The organism is Streptomyces lydicamycinicus (assembly GCF_000829715.2).
GTDB lineage: Bacteria > Actinomycetota > Actinomycetes > Streptomycetales > Streptomycetaceae > Streptomyces > Streptomyces lydicamycinicus.
In genome coordinates, this window is the sequence record NZ_BBNO01000007.1 from 369,224 (window position 1) to 383,414 (window position 14,191).

Below are 14,191 nucleotides of genomic sequence, written 5' to 3' on the forward strand. Positions count from 1 at the left end.
CGGTCCGCGCGGAACGGCGGCTCGCGTCACGCTCCCGTACGGACGCCCGCCGCCCACCGCTCAGCCCAGACGGGGCAGCTCGATCGCCGGACAGCGGTCCATCACCATGTCGAGACCCGAGTCGCGCACCCGGTCCCAGGCCGCCTCGTCGACCACCCCGAGCTGGAACCAGACGGCCTTCGCCCCGACCGTCACGGCCTCATCGGCGACCGGGCCCGCCAGCTCGCTGTTGACGAAGACATCGACCACATCGACCGGGAAGGGGATCGCGGAGAGCGAGGGGTACCCCTGCTCGCCATGGACGCGCTCGGCCTTCGGATGCACCGGCACGACCCGCTTGCCGTAGCGCTGGAGCACCTCCGCGACGCCGTGCGCCGGGCGCTGCTCGTTGTTGGACAAGCCCACGACCGCCCAGGTGTCGCCGAGCTCGGTCAGGATTCTGCGGATCGTACCGGGGTCGCCGTACACGCACTGCCTCCTGCGGATGGAAGGGTCCTGTGCCGCTCAACGGACGGCGTGACCCGGAGATTCCCGTCGCGGAGGGCGACCCCTGCGCGGGGTGACGGCAGCCGGTGCGCGCCGTACGGCAGACGCCCCGCCCGAAGGGGAAGACGGGCGGGGCGGGTCTTCTGCGCGGTGGTTCAGTTCGCGCCGCGGGCCATTCCGCTGCCGGCCATCCCGGCCCCCACCACGGTGCTGCCCTTCGCGGCACGGGCCGGTTTGCCGATGCCCCGGCCGCTGCCGACGGGCTCGGCGCCGCCGGCCCCGGTCCCCGGACGCGGTGCCACGGGCGCGGCCGGTTCCCGGGATTCCGTCCCGGTCACCCCGGCCAGCGCCGCGCGCAGCTCCTCGGTGTCCACCAGCATGCTCACCGGCCCGGTCGGGTTGAGGTACAGGGCGTGCCCCGGCGGCAGCTGCTCGACGAGCTCGGCCACCGGCCGGCGGTCGTACAGCAGCCGGCCCACCGATTCGAGGTAGCTCTGCGAGGTATAGACAGGGATCACCGGGGTGCCCTCGGGCGAGGCGGCGGCCAGTGGCGTACCGGTCGCGGTCACCAGGACGGAGACCTCCGCGCGCGCCAGCGCCTCCGAGACGTCCTGCCCCGGCCCGTAGCCGGTCGCGGCGAGCTGGAGTGCGCCGTCGACCGCGTCCGTCGGCTCGGACCAGTCCAGCATCTGGGGCGACGGCCGGTACTCCGGATTGTCCCGCCACTCCTCGATCTCGCCCGTCGGACCCGACCGCCACTGGCCGATCAGCGCCCACAGCGGTGGCGGCCCCTCTCCCCGCCAGGTCAGATCCACCATGGCCAGCCAGTGGTCGGGCGCCGTGCGCGCCGCCTCGATGACCTCCGGCGGGGGCTCGGGCATCTCCTCGCCCGTTACCGGAACGCCCGCCGTCATCGCCGACTGTGTGCTCTCTTCCATGCAGCCCTCCGCAAACCCGCCGTTCCTACCTGTACGAGCGGGGCCCCGGAAACACGAGGCTCTCGCACCGCCCTCACAGTGCCCACGGGCAGCGCGGACGTCTCCCCGACGCACCGTGCGGACGGGGCGGGTACGCCGCGTGGCCGTGCGCACTGCGCCCGTACGGCGGACCCCCGCGCCCTTACGGCGGACACCCCCGCGCGGCGCGGACCACCGGGACCGGCCGGTGCCCGAGGTCGCCGGCGCCGCATAGGCTGGCCCGATGCAGGAGCAGTACCGCACGCTCGCGCGCGAGGGTGTCCACGAGATCGAGATCAACAAGTCCCGCTTCCTCTGCGCGCTCGCGCCCGTCGCGACCGAGGCCGAGGCCCAGGACTTCATCGCGCGCATCCGCAAGGAGCACCCCACCGCCCGCCACCACTGCTTCGCCTACGTCCTGGGCGCCGACGGCGGTATCCAGAAGGCGAGCGACGACGGCGAGCCGGGCGGTACCGCGGGCGTGCCGATGCTTCAGATGCTGGTGCGCCGCGAGGTCCGCTATGTCGTCGCCGTCGTCACCCGCTACTTCGGCGGCGTCAAACTCGGCGCCGGCGGCCTCATCCGCGCCTACGGGGGCGTCGTCGGCGAGGCGCTCGACACGCTGGGCACGGTCACCCGGCAGCGCTTCCGGCTGGTGACGGTCACCGTCGACCACCAGCGGGCCGGCCGGGTGGAGAACGACCTGCGCACCACGGGGCGGGCGGTGCGTGAGGTGACGTACGGGGCGGAGGTGCGCCTGGAGATCGGGCTGCCGGAGGCCGATCTGGACACCTTCCGCGCCTGGCTGGCGGACACCACGGCCGGTACGGCGCGGCTGGAGCTCGGCGGCGAGGCTTATGGGGAGCTCTGACCGGGCGGGCCTGGCGCGCAGTTGCCGTTTTTCGACGGTGGCCGGTCGCGTCGCCGCCCGGCACCGGCGGTGGGTCCCTCCGCGGCAGGCGTTCCGGTACCGCACCGGCAAGCCGAGGCTGCTTCTGTTCGCCTGAACGGCCGGGCAACTGCGGACACCTGCACCGGCCACGGATGCAAGAATGAGGCCCGCAAGGAACGGGGCGCGGACAGTGGTCGCCGTGGTGGGAGCCGGTGGCCCGGGCCGTGGTGGCAGGGTGCCGGTTCGTGGGCTCTCGGAGGGGAAATATGCAGGTCGGAGTGGCTGGGTGAGATTTCTGCACACCTCCGACTGGCATCTCGGGCGGTCCTTTCACCGGGTGAATCTGCTCTCCGCCCAGCGCGCGTTCCTCGATCATCTCGTCGAGACGGTGCGTGCCCGGGAGGTCGACGCGGTGCTGGTCGCGGGCGATGTCTACGACCGTGCCGTGCCGCCGCTCGCCGCCGTCGAGCTGTTCGACGACGCCCTGCACCGGCTCGCCGGGCTCGGTGTCCCGACGGTGATGATCTCCGGCAACCATGACTCGGCCCGCCGGCTGGGCGTCGGCTCCGGGCTGATGGAGCGGGCCGGAATCCACCTGCGGACCGACCCGGCCGACTGCGGCACCCCCGTGCTGCTCGCCGATGCCCATGGTCCGGTGGCGCTCTACGGACTCCCGTATCTCGAACCCGCCATGGTCCGCGACACCCTCGGGGCGCGGCGTGCCGACCATGCGGAGGTGCTCGGCGCGGCCATGGAGCGGGTACGGGCCGATCTCGCCGGGCGGCCCGCGGGGACGCGTTCCGTGGTGCTGGCGCATGCCTTCGTCACCGGCGGCGCGGTCAGCGACAGTGAGCGCGATATCACCGTCGGCGGGGTCGCCTCGGTCCCGGTGGCCGTCTTCGACGGGGTGGACTATGCCGCCCTCGGGCATCTGCACGGCTGCCAGACCCTCACCGAGCGGGTCCGCTACTCCGGCTCTCCACTCGCCTACTCCTTCTCCGAGGCCGAGCACCGCAAGTCGTCATGGCTCGTCGATCTCGACGCGGACGGCGCCGTGCACGCGGAGCGGGTGGACTGCCCGGTGCCGCGGCCGCTGGCCCGTATCCGCGGACGGCTGGAGCAGCTGCTGGAAGACCCCGGACCGGCCCGGCACGAGGACTCCTGGGTCGAGGCGACCCTCACCGACCCCGCTCGCCCGCATGAGCCCATGGCCCGGCTGCTCAAACGCTTCCCGCACCTCGTCAGCCTGGTCTTCGACCCCGACGACGGGCCCACCCGCTCGCTGGCGTCGTACGCGCAGCGGCTGCGCGGACGCAGCGACCAGGAGATCGCCGAGGACTTCGTGGAACACGTACGGTCCGGCCGCGCGGCCGATGAGCAGGAGCGGGCCGAACTGCGTTCGGCGATCGACGAGGTACGCGTCGACGACATGGCGGCCGAGGTGGCGCGTTGAGACTGCACCGGCTCTCCGTCACCGCCTTCGGGCCGTTCGGCGGCACCCAGACCATCGACTTCGACCGGCTGACGAGGGACGGTCTCTTTCTGCTGCACGGCGCGACGGGTGCGGGCAAGACCTCGGTCCTGGACGCGGTGTGCTTCGCGCTGTACGGGTCGGTTCCCGGGGCGCGGCAGAGCGGCCAGGCACTGCGCAGCGATCTGGCGGACCCGCTGACGCTCACCGAGGTCGTGCTCGAACTGACCGTGGGCGAACGGCGGTTGGAGATCACCCGGCTGCCCGAGCAGCCACGCCCCAAGAAGCGGGGCAGCGGCACGACGAAGGAGAAGGCGCAGAGCAGGCTGCGGGAGTTCGTGCCGGCCGGGGCCGGGGGACCGGCGGACGGCGACGGGCCGGAGGGTGATGGCGGGCCGGGACGCGGCGACGAGCCCGGGGGCGTCGGCCACTGGAAGGCGCTGAGCCGCTCGCATCAGGAGATCGGTGAGGAGATCGGCCAGCTGCTCGGTATGAGCAAGGAGCAGTTCTGCCAGGTGGTGCTGCTGCCGCAGGGCGACTTCGCGCGCTTTCTGCGGGCCGATGCCGAGGCGCGTGCCCGGCTGCTGGGGCGGCTCTTCGACACCCGGCGGTTCGCCGCGCTCGAAGAGCAGTTGACCGCGCGCCGCAAGGCCGCCGCGGACACCGTCACGGCCGGTGACGAACGGCTGCTGGCGCTGGCGCACCGGATGGCGCAGGCGGCCGGGGAGAGCGCCGACCTCACCGATCCGTCGGTCCCGGCGCCGGACCGGGCCGGGGCGGCGCAGCAGGGCGCACCGGCGCGCGGACGTGGCGCGGCGGCTGCCGGCGGGCGCGGGCGGGCGACGGCGACGGCCACGAAGCGGGCGACCGTACCGGGGCAGGCCGGGGCCGTGGAGCCCGGCGGACCGGCCGCATCGTCCCGTGCTGGCGCCACGGAGGATCCGGCCGCACCGGGCCCCGGCGAGCCGGGCTTCGCGGACGCGGTGCTGGTCAGAGCGGCGGTCGCCCGGGTGAGCACACGGGAACGGCTGACGGTCGCGGACTCCGCGCTGCACGCCGCCGAGGCCGCCGAGCGGATGGCGGCAGAGAGCTGGGAAGAGGCCCGTGAACGCGACCGGCTCCAGCAGCGGTACGCGGACGCCCGGCGGCGGGCCGCCCGGCTGGAGGCCCATGCCGAGGAGCGTGCGCACACCCGCGAGAGGCTGGAGCGGGCCCGTGCGGCCGCGGAGGTCGCGCCCGCGCTCGCGCTGCGCGACGCCGCCTGGCGTGAGCTGGACGCCGCCCAGCGTGCCGAGCGGCAGCGCCGGATCCCGCTGCCGCCGGATCTCGCCGATGCGGAGAGCGATCGACTAGCCGCGCTGGAAAGGGAGTTGCGGGAAGATCTGGGATCGCTCGGCGCGGCCCGGCGGGCCGAGCGGCGGGCCGCCGACATCGGCCGGGAGCGCGCCGCCCTCGACCGCGAGACGCGCGCCGACGAACAGACGCTGCTGGACGCCGCCGAGTGGCTCGCCGCGTGGGACGACGCCCAGCGTGCCCATCAGCAGCGCATCGAGACGGCACAGGAGGCCACCACCCGGGCCGAACAGCTCGGCGCCCGGATCGAACCGGCCACCGAGCGCTGGGAAGCCGCCCGCCGCCGCGACCGTCTCAGCGAAGAGGTGCGGTCGGCGGAAGCGGAGTTGCTCGCCGCCAGAGAGCGGTCCGCGGCGGCTCACGAGCACTGGCTCGACCTCAAGGACCGCAGGCTGCGCGGGATCGCCGCCGAGCTCGCGGACGGACTGCGTGACGGCGAGCCCTGCGCGGTGTGCGGTGCGACCGAGCACCCCCGGCCGGCCCGGGCCGGTGCGGGCCATGTCGACCGGGCGGCCGAGGAAGCCGCGCTGACCGCGTACCGGCAGACCGAGGACGCCCGGCAGCAGACGGAGGCCCGCTGCCAGTCGGCCAAGGAGGCGCTGGCCGCCGCGGCGGCCACGGTCGGGGATACTCCGGCGGACGAACTCGCCGCGGAGGTCGCGGAGTTGCGCGCCGCATACGCCGACGCCCATGCGCAGGGGGCCGACCTCCATGCCGCCCGCGAGGCGCTCGCACGCGCCGAGCGCGAATACGAACGGCGTCGCGCCGAGCAGCAGCAGACCGAGCGCCGGGCCGCCGCCCGTACCTCCCACCGGGAGGCGCTGGACCGCGAACGGGCCACCCTGGAAGAGGAGCTGACCCGCGCGCGCGGCGACAGCCCGAGCGTCGCCGACCGGGCCGCCCGGCTGGAGCGCCAAGTGGCCCTGCTGGCCGCGGCGGCGGAGGCGTCCCGTACGGCCCACTCCTGTGCCCAGCGGCTCAAGGAGGCCGAAGCCGGGCTGTCCGACGCCGCCTGCCGCGCCGGATTCGACACCCCGCGGGCCGCCGCGGAGGCGCTGCTCCAGGACGACGCCTGGCGGGCACTCCAGCGACGGCTCGATGAGTGGCAGGCCGAATCCGCCGCCGTGGAAGCCGAGTTGGCCGAACCGGAAACCGCTGCCGCGGCGGCGCTGCCGCCCGCCGACCCGGCCGCCGCACAGTCCGCGCACCAGGCCGCGGCAGCCCGGCTGCGCACCGCCTCGGCCACGCATGCCGCGGCCCGGGAACGCTGCACCGAGCTCGACCGGCTGTCCGCCCGCGCCGAGGCCGACGCCCGCACGCTGGCACCGCTGCGCGCCGCCTACGACCGCATCGCCCGCCTGGCCGCACTCGCCTCGGGCACGTCCAGCGAGAACGAGCGGCGGATGCGCCTGGAGTCGTATGTGCTCGCCGCCCGGCTCGAACAGGTCGCGGCGGCCGCCAGTGCCCGGCTGCACCGGATGTCCGCCGGCCGCTACACCCTCGTCCACTCCGACGAACGGGCCGGCGGCGCCCGGCGTTCCGGCCTGGGGCTGCATGTCATCGACGCCTGGACCGGTCATCAGCGGGACACCTCCAGCCTCTCCGGCGGCGAGACCTTCTTCGCCTCGCTCGCGCTGGCGCTCGGCCTCGCCGATGTCGTCACCGACGAGGCGGGCGGCACACGACTGGACACCCTCTTCATCGACGAGGGCTTCGGCAGCCTGGACGAACAGACCCTGGACGAGGTGCTGGACGTGCTGGACTCGCTGCGCGAACGGGACCGCAGCGTCGGCATCGTCAGCCATGTCGCCGACCTCAAGGCACGGATCCCCGCCCAGCTGGAGGTCGTCAAGGACCGGTCGGGCTCGACGGTCCGGCACCGCGTACGGAGCTGAGCCCGGGGGCCGTCACCGGCTGCCGGTCGCGGGCCGCCCGTCACGGGCCGCCGGTCACCGCCCCCGAAAAGCGGGTGACGCCCCGGCCGGCGGCGGCGAGGGTGGGGTGTCATGACCTACGACAAGAGCAGCTCCGCCGAAGGCCTCCGGCCCGCCACCGGGGCCGCCGCACCTCACCGCGACCCGTTGCCGCTCCTCGGCCGTACCGCCCTGGTCACCGGAGCGAGCCGGCGCCGTGGCATCGGTTACGCCGTCGCCCGGCGCCTGGCCGCCTACGGGGCCGGCGTCTATCTGCACCATCATGTGCCGCACGATGCCGGCCAGCCGTGGGGAGCGGACCCGGGCGGCCCGGACGCGGTCGCCGACGGGGTGCGCGAACTCGCCGCCCCCGGCGCGGTGGTGGCCCACGGACCGGCGGATCTGTCGCAATCCGACGCCCCCGCCCGCCTCCTCGACACCGCCGCCGAGGCGCTCGGCGGCCGGCTGGACATCCTCGTCGCCAACCATGCCCTCAGCAGTGGCGACGGCGCCCTCGACACCATCGACGCGGCGATGCTCGACGCCCACTGGGCGGTCAACACCCGCTCGGTGATCCTGCTCGCGCAGGCCTACGCCCGCCGTCGCCCCGCGGGGCTGCCGGGCGGGCGGATCGTGCTGATGACCTCCGGCCAGGACCTCGGTGACGGGATGCCGGAAGAGATCGCCTACGGTCTGGCCAAGGGGGCGCTGGCCTCGGCGACCCGAAGCCTGGCCACCACGTTCGCCGGTCTCGGAGTCACCGTGAACACCGTCAACCCGGGCCCCGTGGACACCGGTTACGCGGTCGGCGAGCTCCGTGAGCGGGTCGCCGGATGCTTCCCCGGCGGGCAGTGGGGCACGCCCGACGACCCGGCCCGTTTGATCGCCTGGCTGGCGACCGACGAGGCGAGCTGGATCACCGGTCAGGTCATCAACTCCGAGGGCGGCTTCCGTCGTTGACACCCGGATACCGCCGCCATCCCACCCGTTCCGTCCCGCTGTGATGCCGACGGGCCCACGGACGGGGGCGGCGGCCGGCCATCACTGGCCATGGCCGGCTGCCGCCCCCGGAAGACCTGGTCAGAGCGCCGACAGCTCGCTCAGCAGATCGTCCAGGCCCAGCGAACCCTGCGACAGCGCCGCCATGTGCCAGGCCTTGAGGTCGAAGTCCGCGCCGTGCCGGGCGCGGGCCGCCTCCCGGCCTTGCAGCCACACCCGCTCGCCGAGCTTGTAGCCGATGGCCTGGCCGGCCATGCCCTGGTAGCGGATGATCTCGCTCTCGACGAAATCGGCCGGGCGGCTGCTGTGCCGGGCGAAGAACTCGTGCGCCAGCTGTGGCGTCCAGCGCTCACCCGGGTGGAACGGCGAGTCCGCGGGGATCTCCAGCTCCAGATGCATCCCGATGTCGATGATGACCCGGACGGCCCGCATCATCTGCGCGTCCAGGTAGCCCAGGCGGCGTTCGGCGTTGGTCAGGAAGCCCAGTTCGTCCATGAGCCGCTCGGCGTACAGCGCCCAGCCCTCGGCGTTGGCGCTGACGATGCCCACCGTCGTCTGGTACCGCGAGAGCGAGTCGGCGACATGGGCCCACTGCGCCAGCTGGAGGTGATGGCCGGGGACCCCCTCGTGGTACCAGGTGGAGACCAGGTCGTACGCCGGGAAGCGGGTCTCCCCCATCGTCGGCAGCCAGGTCCGGCCGGGGCGGGAGAAGTCCAGCGACGGCTGGGTGTAATACGGGGCCGCGGCGCCACCGGGCGGGGCGATCCGGGACTCGACCCGGCGCACCCGCTCCGCCAGCTCGAAGTGGGTGCCGTCGAGCGCGTCGATGGCCTCGTCCATGAGCGACTGGAGCCACTGGCGGGTCTCCTCGACGCCCTCGATCGCCTCGCCGTGCTCATCGCACCAGGCCAGCGCCTCCCAGGGCGTCTTCGCGCCGGGCAGCACCTTCTCGGCCTCGGTCTCCATCTCGGCCAGCAGCCGGTGGAACTCGGACCAGCCGTACGCATACGCCTCGTCCGCGTCGAGGTCGGCGCCGTTGAAGTAGCGCGCGAGGCGGGCGTAGCGCTCCCGGCCCACCACGTCCGGAGCGCCCTCGATGGCGGGGGCGTAGGTGTCGCGGAACCAGTCGCGCAGCTCCACCAGCGCGCCGGTCGCCACCTCGGCGGCCTCGGTCAGCTCGACGCGCAGGGCGTCCGGGCCCGGGTCGGTGAACTCGGCGAACCAGCTGCGGTCCGTGCCGATCCACTCGTCCAACTGGCCGATGACGGTGCGGACTTGGAGCGGACCCGCGGGCAGGTTCTGCTTGCGGCCGGCGTCCAGCGCGGAGCGGTAGCCCTCCAGCGCGGCGGGTACGGCCCGCAGCCGCCGGCCGATCGCCGCCCAGTCCTCGTCGGACTCGGCGGGGGTGACCGTGAAGACCTCACGGACGTGGTGCAGCGGCGAGCTGAGGTTGCTGACCGTGCGCAGGCCCTCGCCCGCCTCGTGAACCGCCAGCTCGGCGGTCAGCCGCTCGCGCAGCAGCCGGGCGCAGACCTGCTCGGCGGCGCTGTCCGCGCCCGGCCTGGCCTCGGCCTCGGTGAGCTTCTCCAGGGTCGTCCGGGCGAGCTGGGCCACCGCTTCCTGGCCCGTCGGGGAGAAGTCGGGGAGCTTGTCGGAGCTCTCGGCGACGCCGAGGAAGGTGCCGGTGATCGGGTCCAGTTCGACGAGGGCGTCGACATAGGCGTCGGCGACCTCGCGGGGCAGCGGGCCGCCCCCGGAAGTAGTGGTGTTGGACATACGGCCATCCTCGTACGGATCGCCCCGCCGCGTCACCATCAAAAAGCTGTACGTTGCTGTCGCTTTTCGGCGTCCTTGCCGGCTGCCGCGGCCGGTCGGGCGTCCGTACGCCCGGCCGGCCGGGGTCCCGTGTCCGGTGGCCCGGGGACTCAGCGGCGCCCGCTGCCGTCATGGATGCGTATGCTCTCGCGCGGCTCCCGTGGGGCGGTCAGCCCCGTCGGGCGGGCGGTGATCACCAGGGTGCCTTCCTCGATCTGGTAGTCGAGCGGCAGCCCGAGGCCGCGCATCGCGGCCACCATGCCGGTGTTCGAGGCCTGGGTGATCGCGTACACGCTCTCGCAGCCGGTCTCGGCCGCCATCGCCACCAGCCGCCGCAGCAGCTCGGCGCCGATACCGCGCTGCTGCCAGGCGTCCTCGACCAGCAGGGCGACCTCGGTCTCGTCGCCGTCCCACAGCAGATGGCCGAGCGCCACCAGCCGGCCCGAGGCGGTCTCCACGGCCAGGGTGCGGCCGAACCGCGGGCTGAGCAGATGGCTCAGATAGCGGTCCGCGTCGCCGACCGGGCCGTGGTAGCGCAGCCCCAGGGTCTTCGACGAGCAGCGGTCGTGCATCTCCCGGGCCGCGGACAGGTCGGAGGTGTCGGCGCGGCGGACCGTGATCTCGTTGCCCTCCGGCAGCGTCAGCACATCACGCCGTGGCGGCACCCGCTGGCCGAGCCGGGCATCCAGATCGACCAGCGCCCGGACCCGGGCGAACTCGGTGGGGGTGAACGGCAATTGCGGCCTTTCGATGGTGAGCGACCCCCCGGAGGGGTCGCGGAACTTCATGCGGTGCTCCTCCAGCACGCCCTCCGTGGGGACCTGCTCGGCGAGCGGGTGCCCGTGCAGGGAGCGTGCGGGCACCGAATGGATGGTGCAGCGGCCCAGCAACTGCCGTAGTGCGAGGGGGAGTTCGGCGGAGTCCAGGGCCGTGCGGGTCGCCAGGCCCAGCATCCGGGTCGGCGCGTCGACGAGGTCGTGTGCGTCGGCCCGCTCCAGCCAGCTGTGCCTGCCGCCCGCGCCGGCGACCGTACGGGTGAGCTCGTCAGCGGTCAGCGCATCGGGCGCGCGCAGCAGGAACTCGTCGACCGTGCCGTCGGAGAGCGGATGGGTCTGGAGGCTGAGGATGTCCACCCGGCGGGCACCCAGCGCCGTGCACAGCGCGGCCAGGCTGCCCGGCTCGTCCCGGACCGTGGTCCGCATCCGCCACAGCACCGTCTCCTGGCCGCCGGCCCCCGGGGCGCGGTCGGTGGAGGACGGCGCCGCGGCGCCGGTATCGGTCGGCGGCGGCGCGTTTTCGTGGCGTCGTGACCACCAGAAGCGGAAGCCGGCCGTGGCGGCCGCGAAGAGGCCGGCCGGCTGGAGGGCGTCCCGCCGCCGGTGCGGGCGGCGGGCGGAAGGGGCAAAGGATGCTTCAGTCATGCACACAAGCCTGACGGACAGGTGTTGCCTGATCACCAACACCTTGTGTCCGACGGGTAAAAGACGCAATCGGCGCATTGGGCCCTACTGTCCTACCCGTCCTGGTTGCAGCACCTTGCTGAACAACACCTGGCCACCCTCCTGACGCAGCCGCACCGTCAGCTCCCCGCTGCCCCCGTCGATATCGACCTCGCCGAAGTACTGCGGACTCTCCGCGGGGGAGGTGTTGGCACGGTCCGGCGCCTTGATGAACGGTTGCTCGGGCCCGAAGGTTCCGTCCATCTTCAGCGCCTGGAACCCGCCCGCGTTGAGCGGACCCGACACGAACTCCCAGAACGGCTCGAAGTCCTTGAACGCGGCCCGCTCCGGCGCGTAGTGCTGTGCCGAGGTGTAGTGGACGTCCGTCGTGAGCCAGACGGTGCCGGTCACCCGGTCGTGCTTGATGTGCCGCAGCAGCTCGGCCAGCTGTAGCTCACGCCCCAGGGGAGCGCCCGGATCGCCCTGGGCCACCGCCTCGAAGTTCGTCTTGCCGTCCGGGACGACCAGCCCCAGCGGCATATCGGAGGCGATCACCTTCCACACCGCGCGGGACCGGGAAAGCTCCCGCTTGAGCCAGCGCAGCTGCTCCGCGCCGAGGATGCCCTGCGGGTCGTCGGTCTGCCGGCCCGGCGAATTGGCGTTCCGGTAACGGCGCATGTCCAGCACGAACACATCGAGCAACGGGCCGTGCGACACCACGCGATAGACCCGCCCGCCCCGGTCGGGCCGGAGCGTACGGATCGGGAAATACTCGCTGAAGGCGCGCAGCGACCGTGCGGAGAGCACATCCGTGGCCTTCTCCGTGTACCGGTCGTCGTCGAGCAGCTGCCCCGGGTACCAGTTGTTGTGCACCTCGTGGTCGTCCCACTGCGTGATCGTCGGCACCTGCGCGTTGAAGCGGCGCAGATTGTCGTCGAGCAGGTTGTAGCGGAACGCGCCCCGGAACTCCGCGAGCGTCTCGGCGACCTTGGACTTCTCCTCGGTCGTCACATTCCGCCAGATCCGGCCGTCCGGCAGTGTCACCCGCTCGGGGATCGGGTTGTCCGCGTAGATGTTGTCGCCGCTGCACAGGAAGAAGTCCGGGTTCCGGCGGCGCATGTCCTCGTAGATGCGGTAGCCGCCGCGGTCCGGATTGATGCCCCAGCCCTGCCCGGCCAGATCGCCCGACCAGTGGAAGCGGAGGTCCGTGCGACGCCCCGTGGGTGCCGTGCGGAAAGTGCCGGAGACCGGCTCACCGGTGCGCCGCGGGTCATCCGGGTCGGCGAGCAGCACCCGGTAGTGGACCTGCTCACCGGACGGCAGGCCGTGCAGCGAGGTCACGCCGGTGAAGTCGGTGTCCGGCCCGAGCACCGGGCCGTGCCAGGACCGGGCATGCCGGAACGACTCGGTCGCCGCGGTCTGCACCACCATCCGGGCCGGCCGGTCGGACCGCACCCACACCAGGCCCGAGGAGGTGGTGACATCCCCGACCTGGACGCCCCAGTCGGCGCTCGGCCGCCCGCTGCGGGCCTGCGCCGGTGCGGCGCAGGAGAGCGCGGGCAGTGCCAGCGCCGCCGAACCCGCCGCCGCACCCCGCAGCAGCGACCGCCGTCCGAAGCCGCTGCCGGATCCCTGCGCCATCTCCAACCTCCATGCCTCGCCCGACTTCACTGCCCGCCCGTTCGTATCGCTGTCCGGTGCCCCACAGCCGAACGGACGGTGAACACCGGCCCGTTCGTCGATCACGGTGCACCGTTCGCCCGGCCGGCCCCGGGTCCCGCGACCGGCGGACCCGGGCCATGGTCGCAAGACCACCGTCCGATCGCCAGGACGCTGACGTGGTGCATACGTCCCCGATACGAGGCACCGGAACGGGTGGACGCGGGGAGAACGGCACCGCGGGCTCAGCCCACCGTGTCGAGGATGATCCGCGCCACCAGCGCCGGATCGTCGTTCATCGGCACATGCCCGCAACCCGGCAGCCGTACGAGCCGGGCGCCCGGGATGGTGTGCTTGGCGCGTACGCCCTGGCGGGGGAGGAGCAGCCGGTCGCGGCTGCCCCAGGCGATCGTCACCGGGACGCCGGGTACATCGGAGGTGAACCGCACCTCCCGGCCGGCCGCCAGCGTCGGCGCGAAGCCGGGCGCCTCGCGCAGCGCCCGGGTCTCCGCCACGACGGCCTCGGCCGAGCGGCGCCCGGGGTGGGCGTAGATGGTGCCGGTGAGCGAGGCGCGGCCGAGGGCGCTCCGGGCCAGCGACTCCACCACCGGCTGGGGCAGCGCCTGGGCGCCGGCGTACATCCCGCGCAGCACACCGAAGGCGTACCGCCGCTCGGCCGGGGTCCAGAAGCCGGCGGGTGAGAGCGCGGTGACCGACCGCACGGCGTCGGTGCGGCCCAGCTCCAGCGCGAGCAGCCCGCCCAGCGAGTTGCCCACCACATGCGGGCGCTCGACGCCGAGTTCGGTGAACGCCGCGGTGAGCAGCGGGATGACCGACGTCAGGTCGTACGAGGAGCCGCCGGGCAGCGCGGGGGAGGCGCCGAACCCCGGCAGATCGAGCGCGATGACCTCATGAGAGGCGGCGAGGATGTCGCACACCGGGCGCCAGGCCTGGAGATGGTGGCCGATGCCGTGCAGCAGGACGATGGGTTCGCCCGCGCCCTTGCGGTCGTAGGCGACCGTGAACGGCGGCCGGTCCGCGGGGGTGATACGGGCGAAGGAGACCGGGGCGGCCATGGGTGAACTCCTCTGGGGGTGCGGGACTTCCGGTGGTGCGAGCGTGCGCTGACACGATGCCAGCTGGGGCTACTGAGCGGTATGGGGCAGCCGGGGCGAGGGCCAGTGTGCCGCACACCACGCGTCCGCGCG

General features: G+C 73.7%; 10 protein-coding genes. 4 read left to right on the forward strand and 6 right to left on the reverse strand.

Annotated features, from left to right (window positions below):
* Window positions 1-60: 60 nt before the first annotated feature.
* Window positions 61-468 carry a CoA-binding protein gene (locus TU31_RS24120; RefSeq protein ID WP_042158160.1) on the reverse strand — a complete coding sequence of 136 codons (408 nt, stop codon included), beginning with the start codon at window positions 466-468 and terminating at the stop codon, window positions 61-63.
* Between the two features lie 173 nt (window positions 469-641).
* Window positions 642-1,424, reverse strand: coding sequence for a type VII secretion system-associated protein (locus TU31_RS24125; protein WP_052719031.1), 783 nt, complete (start codon window positions 1,422-1,424; stop codon window positions 642-644).
* 262 nt (window positions 1,425-1,686) lie between these two features.
* On the opposite strand from TU31_RS24125, the gene TU31_RS24130 reads away from it, so the two are divergent.
* From TU31_RS24130 to TU31_RS24145, 4 genes are all read left to right on the forward strand, one after another.
* A complete protein-coding gene (locus TU31_RS24130) occupies window positions 1,687-2,313 on the forward strand; it encodes a YigZ family protein (protein ID WP_042158161.1) in 627 nt (208 codons plus the stop codon).
* A 307-nt stretch (window positions 2,314-2,620) separates the two neighbouring features.
* Window positions 2,621-3,787, forward strand: a complete 1,167-nt coding sequence (locus TU31_RS24135) for an exonuclease SbcCD subunit D (protein ID WP_042158162.1) — start codon at window positions 2,621-2,623, stop codon at window positions 3,785-3,787.
* The gene (locus TU31_RS24140; protein ID WP_042158163.1) at window positions 3,784-7,053 is read left to right on the forward strand and encodes an AAA family ATPase; all 3,270 of its coding nucleotides are present in this window, start codon (window positions 3,784-3,786) and stop codon (window positions 7,051-7,053) included. The genes TU31_RS24135 and TU31_RS24140 overlap by 4 nt, the downstream gene beginning before the upstream one ends.
* A 111-nt stretch (window positions 7,054-7,164) precedes the next feature.
* Complete coding sequence (locus tag TU31_RS24145) at window positions 7,165-8,031, forward strand: SDR family oxidoreductase (protein ID WP_245698669.1); 867 nt, start codon at window positions 7,165-7,167, stop codon at window positions 8,029-8,031.
* A 120-nt stretch (window positions 8,032-8,151) separates the two neighbouring features.
* On the opposite strand, the gene TU31_RS24150 is transcribed toward TU31_RS24145, so the two are convergent.
* From TU31_RS24150 to TU31_RS24165, 4 genes are all read right to left on the reverse strand, one after another.
* On the reverse strand, window positions 8,152-9,846 hold the full coding sequence (locus TU31_RS24150; protein WP_042158889.1) for a DUF885 domain-containing protein: 1,695 nt from the start codon (window positions 9,844-9,846) through the stop codon (window positions 8,152-8,154).
* Between the two features lie 149 nt (window positions 9,847-9,995).
* Complete coding sequence (locus TU31_RS24155; protein ID WP_042158165.1) at window positions 9,996-11,306, reverse strand: GNAT family N-acetyltransferase; 1,311 nt, start codon at window positions 11,304-11,306, stop codon at window positions 9,996-9,998.
* An 84-nt stretch (window positions 11,307-11,390) separates the two neighbouring features.
* On the reverse strand, window positions 11,391-12,965 hold the full coding sequence (locus tag TU31_RS24160; RefSeq protein ID WP_042158167.1) for an alkaline phosphatase D family protein: 1,575 nt from the start codon (window positions 12,963-12,965) through the stop codon (window positions 11,391-11,393).
* A 263-nt stretch (window positions 12,966-13,228) separates the two neighbouring features.
* Window positions 13,229-14,059, reverse strand: a complete 831-nt coding sequence (locus tag TU31_RS24165; RefSeq protein WP_042158168.1) for an alpha/beta fold hydrolase — start codon at window positions 14,057-14,059, stop codon at window positions 13,229-13,231.
* Window positions 14,060-14,191: the final 132 nt, after the last annotated feature.

Excerpts from the sequence above, each read along its gene's own strand:
- TU31_RS24160 (WP_042158167.1), bottom strand. The coding sequence starts at position 12,965 with ATGGCGCAGGGATCCGGCAGCGGCTTCGGACGGCGGTCGCTGCTGCGG.
- TU31_RS24145 (WP_245698669.1), top strand. The coding sequence starts at position 7,165 with ATGACCTACGACAAGAGCAGCTCCGCCGAAGGCCTCCGGCCCGCCACC.
- TU31_RS24155 (WP_042158165.1), bottom strand. The coding sequence starts at position 11,306 with ATGACTGAAGCATCCTTTGCCCCTTCCGCCCGCCGCCCGCACCGGCGG.
- TU31_RS24130 (WP_042158161.1), top strand. The coding sequence starts at position 1,687 with ATGCAGGAGCAGTACCGCACGCTCGCGCGCGAGGGTGTCCACGAGATC.
- TU31_RS24165 (WP_042158168.1), bottom strand. The coding sequence starts at position 14,059 with ATGGCCGCCCCGGTCTCCTTCGCCCGTATCACCCCCGCGGACCGGCCG.
- TU31_RS24150 (WP_042158889.1), bottom strand. The coding sequence starts at position 9,846 with ATGTCCAACACCACTACTTCCGGGGGCGGCCCGCTGCCCCGCGAGGTC.
- TU31_RS24125 (WP_052719031.1), bottom strand. The coding sequence starts at position 1,424 with ATGGAAGAGAGCACACAGTCGGCGATGACGGCGGGCGTTCCGGTAACG.